Annotated in this window: 16 protein-coding genes; 7 read left to right on the plus strand and 9 right to left on the minus strand. The window is 73.2% G+C overall.

Annotated elements, in window-relative coordinates:
- Positions 1-15: 15 nt before the first annotated feature.
- Positions 16-1,302, plus strand: coding sequence for a threonine--tRNA ligase (thrS, locus tag ABZ312_RS13925; protein WP_500327961.1), 1,287 nt, complete (start codon positions 16-18; stop codon positions 1,300-1,302).
- 63 nt (positions 1,303-1,365) lie between these two features.
- On the opposite strand, the gene ABZ312_RS13930 is transcribed toward thrS, so the two are convergent.
- From ABZ312_RS13930 to ABZ312_RS13960, 7 genes are all read right to left on the minus strand, one after another.
- Complete coding sequence (locus ABZ312_RS13930; RefSeq protein ID WP_500437706.1) at positions 1,366-2,985, minus strand: dipeptide ABC transporter ATP-binding protein; 1,620 nt, start codon at positions 2,983-2,985, stop codon at positions 1,366-1,368.
- The gene (locus tag ABZ312_RS13935) at positions 2,982-3,980 is read right to left on the minus strand and encodes an ABC transporter permease (RefSeq protein ID WP_500327963.1); all 999 of its coding nucleotides are present in this window, start codon (positions 3,978-3,980) and stop codon (positions 2,982-2,984) included. The genes ABZ312_RS13930 and ABZ312_RS13935 overlap by 4 nt, the downstream gene beginning before the upstream one ends.
- The gene (locus tag ABZ312_RS13940; RefSeq protein ID WP_500437708.1) at positions 3,977-4,969 is read right to left on the minus strand and encodes an ABC transporter permease; all 993 of its coding nucleotides are present in this window, start codon (positions 4,967-4,969) and stop codon (positions 3,977-3,979) included. The genes ABZ312_RS13935 and ABZ312_RS13940 overlap by 4 nt, the downstream gene beginning before the upstream one ends.
- On the minus strand, positions 4,966-6,678 hold the full coding sequence (locus ABZ312_RS13945) for an ABC transporter substrate-binding protein (protein WP_500437710.1): 1,713 nt from the start codon (positions 6,676-6,678) through the stop codon (positions 4,966-4,968). Before ABZ312_RS13945 ends, ABZ312_RS13940 begins: the two co-directional genes overlap by 4 nt.
- Before the next feature lie 160 nt (positions 6,679-6,838).
- Positions 6,839-6,955: an Ms4533A family Cys-rich leader peptide gene (locus ABZ312_RS13950; protein WP_500327966.1), complete on the minus strand. Its 117-nt coding sequence runs from the start codon at positions 6,953-6,955 to the stop codon at positions 6,839-6,841.
- Positions 6,956-6,995: 40 nt separating this feature from the next.
- Positions 6,996-8,387, minus strand: coding sequence for a DUF3152 domain-containing protein (locus tag ABZ312_RS13955; RefSeq protein WP_500437712.1), 1,392 nt, complete (start codon positions 8,385-8,387; stop codon positions 6,996-6,998).
- Between the two features lie 4 nt (positions 8,388-8,391).
- Positions 8,392-9,360 carry an alpha/beta fold hydrolase gene (locus tag ABZ312_RS13960; RefSeq protein ID WP_500327969.1) on the minus strand — a complete coding sequence of 323 codons (969 nt, stop codon included), beginning with the start codon at positions 9,358-9,360 and terminating at the stop codon, positions 8,392-8,394.
- A gap of 185 nt (positions 9,361-9,545) precedes the next feature.
- Here ABZ312_RS13960 and ABZ312_RS13965 point away from each other — a divergent pair, with 185 nt between their 5' ends.
- The 4 genes from ABZ312_RS13965 (at position 9,546) to ABZ312_RS13980 (ending at position 11,288) form a co-directional block, all read left to right on the plus strand.
- Positions 9,546-9,764, plus strand: coding sequence for a hypothetical protein (locus ABZ312_RS13965; RefSeq protein WP_499513808.1), 219 nt, complete (start codon positions 9,546-9,548; stop codon positions 9,762-9,764).
- Positions 9,765-9,864: 100 nt separating this feature from the next.
- Entirely contained in the window at positions 9,865-10,500 is a 636-nt protein-coding gene (locus ABZ312_RS13970; RefSeq protein WP_499513807.1) for a TetR/AcrR family transcriptional regulator, read from the plus strand.
- A 134-nt stretch (positions 10,501-10,634) separates the two neighbouring features.
- Positions 10,635-10,865 (plus strand): DUF3107 domain-containing protein, encoded by a 231-nt coding sequence (locus ABZ312_RS13975; protein WP_499513806.1) that lies wholly within the window; start codon positions 10,635-10,637, stop codon positions 10,863-10,865.
- 147 nt (positions 10,866-11,012) lie between these two features.
- Complete coding sequence (locus ABZ312_RS13980) at positions 11,013-11,288, plus strand: hypothetical protein (protein WP_500327971.1); 276 nt, start codon at positions 11,013-11,015, stop codon at positions 11,286-11,288.
- 60 nt (positions 11,289-11,348) lie between these two features.
- On the opposite strand, the gene ABZ312_RS13985 is transcribed toward ABZ312_RS13980, so the two are convergent.
- Entirely contained in the window at positions 11,349-12,083 is a 735-nt protein-coding gene (locus tag ABZ312_RS13985) for a ferritin-like fold-containing protein (protein WP_499513804.1), read from the minus strand.
- 485 nt (positions 12,084-12,568) lie between these two features.
- Here ABZ312_RS13985 and ABZ312_RS13990 point away from each other — a divergent pair, with 485 nt between their 5' ends.
- Both ABZ312_RS13990 and ABZ312_RS13995 read left to right on the plus strand, forming a co-directional pair.
- Positions 12,569-14,236 carry a DEAD/DEAH box helicase gene (locus ABZ312_RS13990; protein ID WP_500437714.1) on the plus strand — a complete coding sequence of 556 codons (1,668 nt, stop codon included), beginning with the start codon at positions 12,569-12,571 and terminating at the stop codon, positions 14,234-14,236.
- 128 nt (positions 14,237-14,364) lie between these two features.
- Entirely contained in the window at positions 14,365-15,246 is an 882-nt protein-coding gene (locus ABZ312_RS13995) for an alpha/beta fold hydrolase (RefSeq protein WP_500327973.1), read from the plus strand.
- Here ABZ312_RS13995 and ABZ312_RS14000 read toward each other — a convergent pair.
- Positions 15,243-16,151, minus strand: a complete 909-nt coding sequence (locus ABZ312_RS14000; RefSeq protein WP_431960347.1) for an NYN domain-containing protein — start codon at positions 16,149-16,151, stop codon at positions 15,243-15,245. The two genes, ABZ312_RS13995 and ABZ312_RS14000, sit on opposite strands and share 4 nt — an antisense overlap.
- Between the last annotated feature and the right edge of the window lie 199 nt (positions 16,152-16,350).

The raw sequence follows: 16,350 nt of genomic DNA on the forward strand, positions 1-16,350 counted from the left end.
GGAAGCCCCGGGCGAGTGCCCGGGGCTTCCGCTTGCGGTCATTCGCCCGCCGTCCGCGAGGAGACCGCCGTGCACGACCACCGCAGACTCGGCCGCGAGCTCGGCCTGTTCGACACCGACCCGCTGATCGGCGCGGGACTGCCCTACTGGCTGCCGGACGGCGCCGCCGTCCGGCACGCCCTGGAGGAGTACGTCCGCGAGGCCGAACGCCGGGCGGGCTACCGCCACGTGTACTCACCCGTGCTCGGCAAACGCGAGCTGTACGAGATCTCCGGGCACTGGGCGCACTACAGCGACGACATGTTCCCGCCGATGGACCTCGGCGGCGAGCAGGTCGTGCTGCGGCCGAGCCTGTGTCCCCACCACGCGCTGATCTACCGCTCGCGCCCGCGCAGCCACCGCGAACTGCCGCTGCGCATGGCCGAGCTGGGCGGCATGTACCGCTCCGAGCTGTCCGGCGTGCTCGGCGGGCTCACCCGCGTACGGGCCATCCAGCTCAACGACGCGCACATCTTCTGCACCCTCGACCAGGTCGCCGACGAGGCCGCCGCCGCCCTGGGGATGATCGGCCGGGCGTACCGCGCCCTGGGCATCACCCCTGCCCGTCACCGGCTCTCCCTCCCCGGGCCCGGCGGCAAGTACGTCGCCGAGCCCGAGCTGTGGGAACGCTCCACCGCCCTGCTGACCGAGGTCCTGGACCGCTCGGGGCTGCCCTACGAGGCGGCGGAGGGCGAGGCCGCGTTCTACGGCCCCAAGATCGACGTCCAGGTCGCCGACGGCGCGGGCCGCGAGGCCACCTTGTCCACCGTGCAGATCGACTTCCACCAGCCCCGGCAGTTCGGGCTGCACTACATCGGCGCGGACGGCGCGAAGCACCGTCCGGTCATGGTGCACCGCAGCGTCGTCGGCAGCGTGGAGCGGGCCGTGGCGCACCTGGTCGAGCAGCACGGCGGAGCGTTCCCCCCGTGGCTCGCGCCCACCCAGGTGGTCGTCCTGCCGGTGTCGGAGGCGGAGCTGCCCGAGGCCGAGGCGCTGGTAGGTCGGTGCCTCGGCCTGGGCCTGCGCGCGGACCTGCGCGCACCGGACCGCGGCACCCTCGGGGCGCGCGTCCGGGAGGCCCGCCTCGTCCCCTACCAGGCCGTCATCGGCCCGAAGGAGGCCGCGGACGCGCACGTCGCCCTGCGGCTCCGCGACGGCCGCCGCCTTCCGCCGCTGCCCGCGCACGTGGTACTGGAGCGCGTCCGTGCGGCCGTGGCCGCCCATGACGTGGAGCTGTGGCCCGGGCGCGAGGACCCCGCCTGACCGCCGCGCGGCACGGCGGGGCGGGGCGCGCCCGTCCGACCGGGCCGGGCGCACCCCGGCGCGTCAGGCGGTGGCCGCCAGTGCGTGGCGCCGGGCGGCGCGCCGCGCGGCGGACTCCTGCGGGTCGAGCACCGGGACCGCCGCCAGCAGCCCCTTGGTGTACTCGTGCTCCGGCGCCTCGTAGACCCGCCCGGCGGGCCCGTACTCCACGACCCGGCCCGCCCGCATGACCGCGACGTTGTCGCTGACCTGGCGCACCACGGCCAGGTCGTGGGCGATGAAGACCAGTGCGAGTCCCAGCTCGCGCTGCAACTCGCCCAGCAGCCGGATGACCTGCGCCTGCGTCGTGACGTCGAGCGCCGACACCGGCTCGTCGCAGACGATCAGCCGGGGCTCGGGCGCCAGCGCCCGGGCGATGCCGACGCGCTGCCGCTGACCGCCGCTGAACTCGTGCGGATAGCGGTGGTACCAGTCGGGGTCGAGCCCGACCCGTTCCAGCAGTTCCCGCACGCGGGCGACGACCGCGGCGTCGTCGAGCACGCCGGCCGTCCGCAGCGGGTCCGCGATGGACTCGCCGATGCTGCGCCGCGGGTTGAGCGAGGACACCGGGTCCTGGAACACCATCTGCAGTCCCGGCGTGCCCGGGCCGGGACGCACACCCGGGCGCCGCAGCTCGCCGCCCGTGGGCTCCAGGAGCCCCACGAGCATCCGCCCGAGCGTGGTCTTGCCGCTGCCGCTCTCCCCGACGACGCCGAGCGTCTCGCCCGCGCGCACGGTCAGCGAGACGCCGTCGACCGCCGCGACCCGGGAGCCGCGCCTGCCGAACTCCCGCCGCACGCCGATGGCTTCGAGGAGGACCTCGCCCACGGCCGCGCCGCGCGGCTTCGCCGTCTCCACCCGCGGGACCGCGGCCACCAGGTCCCGCGTGTACGGCTGCTGCGGTGCGCCCAGCACGGTGCCGACCGGCCCGCGCTCCACGGCACGGCCGTCCTTCATCACCAGGACCTCGTCGACGCTCCCGGCCACCACGCCCAGGTCGTGGGTGACCAGCAGCAGCCCCATGCCGGTCTCCTGCCGCAGTTCGCCGAGCAGGTCGAGGATCTGCGCCTGCACGGTGACGTCGAGGGCCGTCGTCGGTTCGTCCGCGACGAGCAGCCGCGGCTCGCACGCGAGCGCCATGGCGATGAGCGCCCGCTGGCGCATGCCGCCGCTGAACTCGTGCGGCCGGAAGCGGGCCCGCCTCGGTGCGTCGGCGATGCCGACCCGGTCGAGCACCTCGACCGCCCGCGCGCGGGCCGCCCGCCGGGAGGCCTTGGGGTGGTGGACCCGGTACACCTCGGCGATCTGGTCGCCGATCGCGAAGTACGGGTCGAGCGAGGACAGCGGGTCCTGGAAGACCATCGCCGCGAGCCCGCCGCGCAGCCCGCGCAGTTCCTTCTCTCCCGCGGTCAGGACGTCGACGCCGGCCACCCGCACCGAGCCGCCGATCCGCGCACCGCTGCCGCGGTGCAGTCCCAGCAGGGTGAAGGCGGTGGCGCTCTTGCCGCTGCCGGACTCGCCGACGACGCCGAGGGCGCCGCCCTGCTCCAGGGAGAAGGAGAGCCCGTCCACGGCCCGGACGGTGCCCGTGCCGGTGGGGAAGTCGACCGTGAGGTCCTCGACCTCGATCAGCCGTGACGTCATGCCAGCACCACCCGTCGGTCGGCCACCGCGTACAGGACGTCCGCGAGGGCGTTGGCGAGGACCACGAAGAAGCCGGTGACCAGTACCAGTCCGACCACGACCGGCAGGTCCTCGGTCTTCACCGAGTCCACCAGGCTCTTGCCGAGCCCGGGGATGCCGAAGAGCGACTCGGTGAGCACCGCGCCGCCGAACATCGTCCCCAGGTCCAGCGCGGTCAGTGCGATGACCGGCGGCAGGGCGCCGCGCAGGGCGTGCCGTCCGATGACGGAACGCTCGCGGACGCCGTAGGCGCGGAAGGTGCGCACATGGTCCTCGGCGAGCGTGTCCAGCATGGAACTGCGGGTCAGCCGGGCGTACTTGGCGCTCTCCAGGATGGCCAGGGAGAGCCAGGGCAGCACCAGGTTCCACGCCCACTGCTCGGGGTCCTCGGTCAGCGGGACGTAGGACGGGAAGGGCAGCCAGCCCAGCACCGAGACGAACAGCAGCATCAGCAGGATGCCGATGATGAAGACGGGCACGGCGTTGCCGGCGAGGGTGAGCCCGGTCAGCAGCCGTTCGGTGAGCCCGCCGTGTCGCAGCGCCGAGAGCACCCCGGTGCCGACGCCGATGACCAGCCACAGCACCATCGCGCCCAGCGAGAGCGAGGCGGTGGCCGGCAGCCGCTGGGCGAGCAGGGAGGTCACCTGCTCGCCGCTCTGGTACGAGAAGCCCAGGCACGGTGCGCCGCAGTGCTCGGTGCCGACACCGGTGCTGATGTCGGTGCCGGCGAACAGGCCGTGCAGGAAGTGGGCGTACTGCGCGTAGGCAGGGTCGTCCAGGCCCAGCTGGGTGCGGACCTGGGCGACCTGGTCGGCGGAGCACTTCGGCCCGCAGGCCAGCCGTGCCGGGTCGCCGGGCAGGACGTAGAAGAGGGCGTAGACCGCGATGCTCAGCACGAGCAGGACCAGCAGGGCCGCCAGCAGCCGGCGCAGCGCGAAACGGGTGAGGAGGATCATGACCGCGCCTCCTTGCGCCTGCGGGCCAGGGACCGCAGGCGGCTGCCGGCGCGCGGGTCCAGGGCGGTGCGCACGCCGTCGCCGAGGGCGGTGAAGGCGAGGACGGTGACGAAGATCAGGCCGGCGGGCAGCAGCACGTACGTCGGATCGGCCTGGTACCAGGTGGTCGCGGAGGAGAGCATCTGTCCCCAGGAGGGCGTGGGCGGCTTGACGCCGATGCCGAGGAAGGACAGTCCCGCCTCCGACGCGATGTTGGAGGGCACCAGCAGCGCGCTGTAGGTCACCACGGGCGCGGCCAGCGACGGCAGCAGTTCGCGGCGCGCGATCCGCCACCGGCCGGCGCCGCCGAGCCGGGCGGCGGCCACGTAGTCGAGGGACTTCAGGCTCAGGGTCTGGGCCCGGACGATGCGGGAGGTGCCGCCCCAGCCGAGCAGGCCGAGGACGAGGACCAGCAGCACCGGACGCGGGAAGCCGGCGGGGACGATCGCCAGCAGGGCGATGGAGAAGACCAGGGTGGGCAGCGCCAGCATGACGTCGGTGGTCCGGCTGAGCAGGTTGTCCAGGAAGCGGTTGCCGAGACCGGCGGCGAGGCCGACCGCGACCCCGAGGACGACCTGCACGACGGTGGCGGCGAGGCCGATGCCGAGCGAGATCCGCGCGCCGTACACGAGCCGGGCGAACAGGTCGCGTCCGGTGCCGGGTTCGACGCCGAGCCAGTGGTCGGCGCTGACGCCGCCGAAGGAGCCGGTCGGCACGCCGCCGAGGGCGGAGTCGACGGCGGAGGCGTGGTACGCGTCCGGGTCCTGCCCCTCCAGGGCGGCGAGCAGCGGGGCGGCGAGGGCCACCAGGACGAGCAGGGCGATCACGGCGACCCCGGCGAGGGCGGCGCGCTGGGCGCGCAGCCGCCGCCAGAGCTGCCGGGCGCCCGGCGCGGCCTCGGGGGTGTCCGAGGCCGCGCCGGGCGCGGCGAGCACGTCGGTCGTGGTCACTTGACCGCGACCTGCGAGACGTCGAGGACGCCGGTCCAGTCGCTGATGACGACGTTCTTGACGTCCTTGCCGTACAGGCGCTTGTAGACCGGGTGGACCAGCGGCACGGTCAGCGCCTGCTCGCCGATCTTCTTGTCGAGGGCGCCCCAGCGCACGGCGGCGGCCTTGAGGTCGGTGAGCTTGTTGATCTCGTCGATCTCCTGGTTCACGGCAGGGTCGTCGAGCTGGGCGTTGTTGAAGTTGTAGCCGTCCTTGACGATCTGCCGGCCGTCGAAGATCGGGGCCAGGAAGGGGCCGCCGGACGGCCAGTCGGCGCCCCAGCCGGCGAGGAAGAAGCCCGGCTCGGTCTTGAGGCCGTGGATCTTCTCGCTGTAGGCGCTGGACTCCAGGCCCTCCAGCTTGACGGTGATGCCGGCCTTCTTCAGGGCGTCCTGCAGCGCGGTGGCGACCTCCGGGCCCTGCTCGTCGCCGCCGCTGCTGTCGTGGGTCAGCGTGACGGTCAGGCCGTTCGGGTAACCGGCCTCCTTCAGCAGCTCCTTGGCCTTGGCGGCGTCACCGCTCTTGCCGGCCGGGAACGCGTCGTACGGGGTGTAGCCGAAGGACTCCTGCGCGGGCAGGAAGGTGGTGGCCGGCTCGGCGAGCGAGGAGCCGCCGAGGGCGTTGACGACGGTGCTGCGGTCGACCGCGTAGGAGATCGCCTGGCGCACCTTGGGGTCGTCGAACGGCTTCACCTTCGGGTTGAAGGAGACGTAGTCGGTGTAGCCGAAGTGCCCGGTGCCGACGCGGCCCGCGAGCTCCTTGTCGCCGGTGATCTTGGCGAGTTCGGCGGCGGTGAGGTTGGTGTCGGTGGTGACGGCGGCGGCGTCCTTGCCCGAGCCGGAGGACAGCCGCTGGTTGATCACGGCGGCGTCGAGGCCGGAGCGGACGTCGATGCGGTCCGGGTAGGCCTTGCGCTCCTCGTCGGTCTTCGGGTCCCAGTGGGTGTTGCGCTCCAGGACGAGGTGCTCGCCGTCGTTCTCGTTGCCGACGACCTTGTACGGGCCGGAGGAGAACGGGTGGTTCTCGTACTTGGTGCCGGTGTCCTTGGCCTTCGGCACGGGGGCGAAGGAGGTCTGGGTGGCCAGGAACGGGAAGTCGCCCTCGGGCTTGTTCAGGTGGAAGACGATGGTCTTCGCGTCCGGGGTCTCGATGGAGGCCAGGCCGCCCTTGTCCTTGTACGGGCCCTGGTACTCCTTGCCGCCGACCAGCCAGTCGCGCAGGTAGGGGGCGCCGCCGGACAGCTCGGCGGCGAAGGAGCGCTCGATGCCGTACTTGACGTCGGCGGTGGTGATCGCGCTGCCGTCCTCGTACTTCAGGCCGTCCTTGAGGTGGTACGTCCAGACGGTGGCGTCCTGGTTGGGCGTGCCGGTGTCGGTGGCCAGGTCGGGGACGACCTTCGCGCCGTCCGCGCCGTTCTCGCGGTTGCGGGTGGTCAGCGTGCGGAAGACCAGGCCGGGGACGTTGCCGCCGCCGGAGGTGTAGAGCCGCGCCGGGTCGAAGTCCTCCTGCGGGGACTGGTTGAGGACGTAGAGCGTGCCGCCCTTGGCCGGCTTGCCGTCGGCCGCCTTGGCCCCGCTGTCCTCCGGGCCGCAGGCGGCGGCGCCGCCGGTGATCGCCAGGACGACGGCTGCCGCTGCGAGGCGGCGAGGTGTGACGGACAGGTGAGACATCGAAGATCCCTTTCGCGGCTGCGAGGTGGAGAGGGCGGGGCTGGGGAAGGCCCGCAGGCAGCGGCGACGGCCTCATGAGGAGGCCGTGAAGGATCGATCGAATGTCGAGCACTGTGCCCACGGGCGGGAAGGTCCGGGGCGGGAGGGAAGAACGTGCCCTTTACGCGCCCGGCACCGTGGTGCGCCGACACAGGATGTCGGCCACGCTGTGCCCGGCCACGCCGATGAGCGCCAGCTCGATGCTGGCGTCGGCGTCTGTGGCGGGGCTGTGCGGCATGCCGAAAACATTGAACGATTAATCGCCCGATGTCAAAAAGCTAGCCCCGGGGGTAGGGCCAGGCGTTGGGCTTGCAGGTCAGGCCCCCGTAGGAGAGGAACTTCGTCTGCTGCATCATCACCGGGGCGAGGGCACCCTGCTTGGGGCAGAGCACATGGTCGTAGCCGAGCCGGTGCCCGACCTCGTGGTTGATCAGCATCTCGCGGTAGGCGGGCATGCGGTCCGGGCCGTAGGTCTCCGACCCCTGCGCCCAGCGGTACGCGTTGATCATCGTCCGGGGAGTCGACGCCGCGTCACATGACACGTTGTCAACCGTCGTGTCCAGGCCGGACTTCGCGCACCAGGTGGCCGTGGTACCGGGACTGGCCAGGGTGATCACGATGTCGGCCGGGCCCGTTGAGACCCGCTCGAAGGTGCGGGACCCGGCGTGCGCCCAACTCCGCTTGTCGTTCAGCGTCTTGTAGACCGCGTCGGCGAAGAGCCGGCCGTCCAGCGGCAGGCCCTTCTCGACGTCCACCCGCACGCGCAGCAGCTCGCCCTTGCCGGGGGCCTTCTCGTGGCCGGCCACGGTCTGGAACTTCCCCGCCAGGCTCAGGTCCTGGTCGAGCGGGTAGCGCCGGACCATCGCCTGGTCGTAGGTGAGCGGGGCGGTGACCGCGGACGGTGAGGTCGAGGGGGTCGCCCGGCCCTGGGAGCGGGACGCGGAGTCGTCGGTGCCCCGGCTGCCGCCCGGTGCCGCGGCGGCGGACGAGTGACGCTTCTCACCTCCGGCGGCCATCTGGCCCGCGACGACGACGGCCAGCACCGTCACGACCGCCGCGGCGCCGGCGCCGCTGAGCGCGCGAGTCCTGACGCCCTTCTTGGGCCGTTCGGGTTGTCCGTCGCTCTCCCCTGCCTCCGCGGCACCCTCCACGGGTGCCCCGGGTCCCGTGGTGGCGGAGGGTGCGTCGAAGGCCGCGACGAAGTCCCGCCGTGGACCGGGGCCGCCACGGGCTCCCGTGCCGGGCGCCCGGCGCTGGCGCGGGAAGCCCGGTATTCGGGGCGCGGTGAAGAGGTCCGCGTCGAGGGGGTCGTCGTCCTCCGGGTACTCCGTGCCGAGCGCGGTGTCCGCCAGCTCCGCGGGCCGGGTCCCGCGCGGCGTGCGCGGCGGGGCCCAGGAACCGGCCCGGCCCCAGGCCGAGTGCTCGCGGTGCTCGGGGTGGGAGTGGCCCGGGACGTCCTCGTGACCGTGCCCGGCGTCCCCGGGCCGGAAGCCGTCCCGCCCGCCCGGCACGGAACCACCGGGCACCTGGCCCGGTCCGCCCGGCCGCTGCGGGGTCGTCGTCCCCGGGCCGGAACGCCGGCGGCGGCCGGTGCCCGAGTTGCCGCCGGCTATGCCCGGTACGTCGTCGCGGCGGCCGTCGCGGCCGCCCGGTGCGCTGTGCCTGCCCATGAAGTCAGTGATCCGTCCGCGCGTCCGTGGCGTCCAGCAGTTCGCGGAAGGCCCGCTCCACCGCATCGGGGTGCTCCATCATCGCGACGTGCCCGCTGTCGGGGAGCGTCAGCAGCCGCGAGTCACGGAACGTCCGGGCGGCACGGTACGCCATCCGGGGGGCCACCAGCTTGTCCTTGCCCCCGTACACCAGCAGTGTCGGCGCGAGCACCCGCTCGGCCTGCCGCCACAGGTTGTGCTGGCCGCCCAGCGTGTAGGCGTCCACGATGCCGCGCGCCGAGCGGGTCAGCGCGTCCCAGAAGTACGGCAGCGCCAGCCGGCGCTCGTACTCCGTGGCGTGCTCGGCGAAGGACTCCTCGCTGACCTGCGACGGGTCGCCGTAGCAGAGCCACAGCAGCTGCCGGGTCCGCCGTTCCACGGACCAGTCGCGGGTGGCGCGGGCCACCAGCGCGGTCGCACCCGGCAGCCCCAGGAACGCGGTCGGCCAGGCGCCGTACTGGGGCGGCACCTCCGGCAGCGCGGGCGAGATCAGCGTCAGGGTGCGGACCAGGTCGGGCCGGGCCGCGGCGACCTTGGTGACGACGGCTCCCCCCAGCGAGTTGCCGAAGAGGTGCACGGGCCCGCGCCCGGAAGCCTCCAGCAGGCGCACGACGGCGCGCGCGTGCCCCCCGATCGAGTAGTTGCCGTCGTCCGGCGGCGGGGAGTGCCCGAAACCGGGCAGGTCCAGGGCCTCGCAGGACACCCGGTCCGCCAGCAGCCGCATCAGCGCCGACCAGTTGGAGGACGACCCGCCCAGGCCGTGCACGAAGAGCGCGGGCGGCAGCCCTTCGGCCTGCTCCGCCCGCGATCGTACGGTCAGCGTCCGGCCCGGCAAGGCCACGGTCCGCACCGTCTCCCCGTCCCCGGCTCTGGCTCCCGAAGGCGGTACGGGCACGGCGGCGAACGCGGCTTCAGGCGACTCCGTCGAGGACATGGGGCAATGTTACGAGGTGATCACGCGTGCGCTCGTGTGTTCGCACTCACACGCGTCGTGGGGATTTTCCGCCCCATCCGTCACTCTGCACACCCCGTCCCTGTCTCCTACGCTCGCAGAAGGGGAAAGAGGGGGACAGTGGTAGCAGCGGGGGACGGCAGCGCACGACCAGACGGGAGGTGCCCGTGTCCGACGACATCGAGACCTTCGACGACGACGTCATCGACGACCTGGAGGATGCCGAGACCGACATCGAGGCGCCCGAGGCGGACATCGCCGAACAGCACCTCGAACTGCTGCAGCACCGCGATGTCCCGATCACCGAACGCCCCGACGACGCCGATCCGGCGGACGTGGCCGAGCAGCGCAGGGTGGTGGAACTCGACGAGGACGACTATCGCTGAGTTCCACTTGGTGAGAATGTGCGTTCGCACAGCGCATGCCCCCGCTACCGAAAAGTACGATGGCACCCGCAGCGCAGAACGACATCACATGGGAGGCGGCGTGACAGCCATCGAGCAGACTGAGGCGCGCCCTCGCGGCACACGCCTGCCGCGCCGGGCCCGGAGAAACCAGCTGCTGGGCGCAGCCCAGGAGGTGTTCGTCGCCCAGGGCTACCACGCCGCCGCGATGGACGACATCGCGGAGCGCGCGGGCGTCAGCAAGCCCGTGCTCTACCAGCACTTCCCCGGCAAGCTCGAGCTCTACCTGGCCCTGCTGGACCAGCACTGCGAGGCCCTGCTGGACGCGGTGCGCACCGCCCTGGCCTCCACCAGCGACAACAAGCAGCGCGTGGCGGCCACCATGGACGCCTACTTCGCGTACGTGGAGGACGAGGGCGGTGCCTTCCGCCTGGTCTTCGAGTCCGACCTCACCAACGAGCCGGCCGTCCGCGAGCGCGTCGACAAGGTCGCGCTGCAGTGCGCCGAGGCGATCAGCGAGGTCATCGCCGAGGACACGGGGCTGACCACCGAGCAGTCCATGCTGCTCGCCGTCGGCCTCGGCGGCGTCTCGCAGGTCGTGGCCCGTTACTGGCTCTCCAGCGGCAGCTCCATGCCCCGCGAGACCGCGGTGCAGTTGCTGACGTCGCTGGCCTGGCGCGGCATCGCGGGCTTCCCGCTGCACGGCGCCGAGCACTGACCCTCCGCACGACGGCTGTTCGCTCTGGGCGTGCCCGTCGGCCGGTGCCCCGGTGCCGGGCGCGGCTAATGTGTCCTGCGTACGGCGCGATTTCCAACCGCGCACACCGCAGACCGTTCGGAGGGACAAAAGCCGTGGAGGTCAAGATCGGCGTGCAGCACGCGCCGCGCGAGATCATCATCGAGAGCGCGCAGACGGCCGAGGAGGTCGAGAAGGCCGTCGCCGAGGCGCTCACGGGCACCGCCAAGCTGCTCAGCCTCACCGACGAGCACGGAAAGCGCGTGCTCGTGCCGGCCGAACGGCTGGCCTACGTGGAGATCGGTGAGCAGGCGGCGCGCCGGGTGGGCTTCGGCGCCCAGCTCTAGGGCAGGGCAGAGCAGGTCAGAGCCTCGCCGCTCGCGCACCGGGACGACGCACGGCGGGTCACCCCCGAATGGGGTGACCCGCCGTTTCGCTGTGCGGGCCCGCGGGGTAGGACCCGTGCGACCGAAGTCTCCGGGAGGGGCCGCACGATGATGTGGGAAGCGCTCGCGTTCGCCGCCGTCGGACTGTCCGTCGCGTACGCCGCGACCCGGATGCTCCCCCGGCGCCTTCTTCCCGCGGCGACGCTGGTGCTCGCCACGGGAACGGTCGCCGCCGTCCTCGGCGGTCTCGTCACCCGCACCGTCCTCGGCTCGGACCGGTTCCTGATCAGCCTCGCCGTGTCGGTGGGGGTGGCGGCCGCCCTGCTCTCGCTGCTGGTGCGCCCGCCGCGGAGCGCCCGCCGGTCGGCGCCGCGCACGGCCTGAGCCGCACGGCCTCCGTACGGCTGCTCCCCACGGCTCCCCCACGGCTACGGCCCGGACCGCTCAGGCGGCCAGGCCCAGCGCCGCCATCCGCTTGGTGTGGGCCTCGGTGATCCGGGTGAACATCCGGCCGACCTCCGCGAGGTCGAAGCCGTCCGCGACCCCGCCGACCAGCATCGTGCTGAGCGCGTCGCGGTCCGCCACGACCCGCTGCGCCTGCGACAGCGCCTCGCCCATCAGCCGGCGCGCCCACAGCGCGAGCCGCCCGCCGACCCGCGGGTCGGCCTCGATGGCGGAGCGCACCTTCTCCACCGCGAAGGAGGCGTGGCCGGTGTCGTCCAGCACGGCCAGCACCAGCTCGCGGGTGTCGGCGTCGAGGCGGGCGGCGACCTCGCGGTAGAAGTCGGACGCGATGGAGTCGCCGACGTACGCCTTGACCAAACCCTCCAGCCAGTCCGACGGCGCGGTCAGGCGGTGGAACTCGTCCAGTGCGGCAGCGAAGGGCTCCATCGCCGCGGTCGGGTCCGCCTCGACGGTGGTGAGCCGCGCGCGGAGCTGCTCGAAGTGGTGGAACTCGGCGGACGCCATCGCCGCGAGCTCCGCCTTGTCCTCCAGGGACGGCGCGAGCTTGGCGTCCTCCGCGAGCCGCTCGAAGGCGGCCAGCTCGCCGTACGCGAGTGCCCCGAGCAGGTCCACGACCGCCGCGCGGTACTGCGGGTCCGCGGACGCGGCGGCCCAGTCCTTGGCGGCGATGGTCGTCTCGGCGGGGGTGTCGGCGGGGGTGTCAGGCGTCTCCATGCTGCGCACAATAGCCAACCCCACCAGCGCGGCAACCATCCCGTGCGGGCCCGGCGCGCGGAAGCCGCGGCGTGACCTGTCCCACGTACCCCGAAATCCATCCGCCGCAGGTGTGTGATTCCGGGGTACAGTGATATGGACCCGCCAGGTGACCCGGCGGGTCACGCATGAATGGATGCCCGGTCGGTGGCCCGATCGGCTCCTACCGACCGCCCTCCCCACGTGGGGAGGGGCCCGTATCGCGGCGCGCGCGAGGGCAGCGGTCCCGCGCACCTCGGCCACCCAGGGCCGTACGACACCTCGCGCGGTCAGCGCAGTTCCCTGCGCTCGACCCTCCCCCGTTCACACGCTCAGCGCCGCGTCCCAAACAGAAGAGGCAGAGCATCCTGACCACCATCACGACTTTCCGTGACCTGGGGATCCTCCCCGAGACCGCCGAGGCCCTCGAGGCCGTCGGCATCACCACCCCCTTCCCGATCCAGGAGATGACGCTCCCGGTCGCCCTCGCGGGCAACGACGTCATCGGCCAGGCCAAGACCGGCACCGGCAAGACCCTGGGCTTCGGCCTCCCGATCCTGGAGCGGGTCGTCGTCCCGGTCGACGTCGAGGCCGGGCGCGCCAAGCCCGAGGACGTCGTCGACGGTCCCCAGGCCCTGGTGATCGTCCCCACCCGCGAGCTGTGCACGCAGGTCACCAACGACCTGCTCACCGCCGGCAAGGTGCGCAATGTGCGCGTGCTGGCGATCTACGGCGGCCGCGCGTACGAGCCGCAGGTCGAGGCCCTGAAGAAGGGCGTCGAGGTGGTCGTCGGCACCCCGGGGCGTCTGCTGGACCTCGCGGGCCAGAAGAAGCTCAACCTGCGCAACGTCCGCGCCCTCGTCCTCGACGAGGCCGACGAGATGCTCGACCTGGGCTTCCTCCCCGACGTCGAGAAGATCATCGAGATGCTGCCGGTCAAGCGGCAGACCATGCTCTTCTCCGCGACGATGCCCGGCGCCGTCATCGGCCTGGCGCGCCGGTACATGTCGCAGCCCACGCACATCCGCGCCACCTCGCCGGACGACGAGGGCGCCACCGTCGCCAACATCACCCAGCACGTCTTCCGCGCCCACTCGCTGGACAAGCCGGAGCTCGTCTCCCGCGTCCTGCAGGCCGAGGGCCGCGGTCTGGCGATGATCTTCTGCCGTACCAAGCGCACCGCGGCCGACCTCGCGGAGCAGCTGGAGCAGCGCGGCTTCGCCTCGGGCGCCGTCCACGGCGACCTCGGCCAGGGCGCCCGCGAGCAGGCGCTGCGCGCCTTCCGCAACGGCAAGGTCGATGTGCTGGTCTGCACCGACGTAGCCGCCCGCGGCATCGACGTCGAGGGCGTCACCCACGTGATCAACTACCAGACGCCAGAGGACGAGAAGACCTACCTCCACCGCATCGGCCGCACCGGCCGCGCGGGCGCGTCCGGCACGGCGATCACGCTGGTCGACTGGGACGACATCCCGCGCTGGCAGTTGATCAACAAGGCGCTGGACCTGCCGTTCAACGCCCCGGAGGAGACGTACTCCACCTCCACCCACCTCTACGAGCTGCTCGGCATCCCCGAGGGCACCAAGGGCGTCCTGCCGCGGGCGGAGCGCACCCGGGCCGGCCTCGACGCGGAGGAGATCGAGGACCTCGGCGAGACCGGCGGCCGCGGGCGCGGCCGTGGTGGCCGCAAGTCCGGCCCGGCCGCCTCGGCCGAGGCGGAGGAGCGTCCGGCCCGCACCCGTACGCCGCGCCAGCGCCGCCGCACCCGCGGCGGACAGGCGCTCGACGGGGCGTCCGCCGAGGCGGAGGCGGTCGTCGAGACCGTCGAGGCCCCGGCCGCCGAGGCTCCGGCTCCGCGCCGCCGTCGCCGCACCCGTACGGGCTCGGGCACGTCGGGCACGTCGGGCGCCGAGACCGTCGCGGCCGCCGCGGCCGCCGCCCCGGTGGCCGAGGAGGTCCCGGCCCCCCGCCGTCGCCGTACGCGGTCCGGCGCCGCCACCGGTGCCGAGACTGCGGCCGCCGCCGAGGCGGCGACCCCGGAAGCGGCTCCCGCAGAGGGCGAGGGCGCGGCCAAGACCGTCCGCCGCCGTCGCCGCACACGGACGGCCAAGCCGGCCGACGAGGCCACCGGCTGACGCGACACCCGTACCCGGACGGCCGGGCGCCCCTCGTGGGGCGCCCGGCCGTCGGCGTTCGCCCGCGCGGCGCCGGAGGTCGGGGCCCGCGTCGTGTGGGGGCAACCCGGCCCGGCTAGCCTCGGCGCATGAGCCGACCGCCGTTCCTGACGCTGCCCGAGAACGCCACCGCGTACCCCCTGGAGACGGCCCGCGGCCCCTTCGCCGTCCTGGACGCCGTCCCACCGGCCGGCACGCCGCGGCGCGGCACGGCCCTGCTGGTGCCCGGGTTCACGGGCAGCAAGGAGGACTTCGTCGCGCTGCTCGAACCTCTCGCGGCCGCCGGCTACCGCACGGTCGCCGTGGACGGCCGGGGCCAGCACGAGTCGCCGGGCCCGCGGGACGAGGCGGCGTACGCACAGGCCGAACTGGCCGCCGACGTCGTCGCGCAGACCGCCGCACTGGGCACCGCTCCCGGCGAGCCGGTGCACCTGCTGGGGCACTCGATGGGCGGCCTGGTCGTCCGCGCCGCCGTTCTGGCCGAGCACGGCGACGGCGCCGCCCTGCCCTGGGCGTCGCTCACCCTCATGAGCTCCGGCCCGGCCGCCATCGAACCCGCCCAGCAGGCCCGTACGAAGCTGCTGCTCGAGGCGCTGTCCGCGATGGACATGGAGGGCGTGTGGCGCGCGATGCGCGAGCTGGACGCCGAGGACCTCGAAGGCACGGCGAACGCCGAGGGCGCGGTCGAGGAGTTCCTGCACCGCCGCTGGCTGGCGACGGCGCCCGAGCAGCTGACGGCCACGGGCCGGCAGCTGCTCGACGAGCCGGACCGGGTGGCGGAACTCGCGGCCGTACCGCTGCCGAAGCTGGTGCTCTCCGGCGCGGTGGACTACGCCTGGCCCGTCCCGTGGCTGGACGCGATGGCCGAGCGCCTCGGCGCCCGCCGCGTGGTGATCGAGGGGGCCGAGCACTCCCCCAACGCCGAGCAGCCGGCCCGCACCGCCGGCGCACTGACCGGCTTCTGGGGTTAGAGCCGCGCCTGCAGGTGCTCCCAGAACCCGTCGCGCAGCACGCGCCGCAGGTCGGCGTGGCCGCGCAGCGAGATGTTGAGCATGCCCTCGGCCTCGACGAGCAGTTCCTGGTCGTAGGCGGGCGGCAGGTACGGGTGGCCGGGCAGCAGCTCGGCCAGGGAGTCCCGGCCGCGCGTCGCCAGCCACTGCGAGGCGACCCGGGCCCCGACGAAGTGCACGTCCTCACGGGTCGGGATGGGCCCGGTGGGGATCGGCGCGTCGCCGTAGACGGGGGCCGTGCGCCGGGTGATGTACGGCTTGCAGAAGTCGAGGTCGAGGGTGCGCAGGCTGTCGACCTCCCACAGCAGGGGGTCGGCCTGGTTGCGGCCGTCGGCGGCCTCGATGCCCCACAGGTGGACACGGGCGCCGTAGCCCTGGGCGGCCTCGACCGCGGAGACCAGGTCCTCGTCGCCGCCGATCAGGACGGCGTCGCTGATGGCGCGGTGCCGGGCCAGTGACTCCAGGTCGCTGCGGATCAGCGAGTCGACGCCCTTCTGCTGGCGGCTGGCGTTGAGGTTGCCGAGCCGCACCTTGACGTCGGGGAGCTCGGCGATGCGTTCCTGCTCGGCGGTGTGGATGCGGCGGCGGGCACCGTCGTACCAGTAGACGCGCAGCAGGCGGCTGTCGGCGAAGAGGGTGCGGGCCCGGTCGATGAAGGCCTCGATGATGCCCTCGGCGTCGAGTTCGAAGGCCCTCCGGTCCTCGGTGCCCGCGACGAGGCGACCGGCCGCGGCGTACACGTACCCGGCGTCGACGAACACGGCGTGGGTCGCCGGGGTCGTGGCGACCTCGGCGAGCACCCGCTGCAGGAGCTCGTTCGTGCGCTCGATGCCGGCGGCGATGGCGGAAAGGGCGTCGTCGTTCATAGAGATCACATTGTCCGGCGGTTCCGTCCGCACACACAACCGGAACCAGGACCGCCGGTACCGGTGGCTACCCACCGGTAGATGCGTGGGAAAAATTTTCTTTAGGACAGGGAAGGTTTTCGCGGGGGCAACTGTTGTTGATACATGAATGACCCAGGCAAGTAACGGCTGCGAAGCAGCCCCGTACTCCAATGGAGGA

The organism is Streptomyces sp. NPDC006207 (assembly GCF_040613835.1).
In the GTDB taxonomy this organism is placed as follows: Bacteria; Actinomycetota; Actinomycetes; order Streptomycetales; family Streptomycetaceae; genus Actinacidiphila.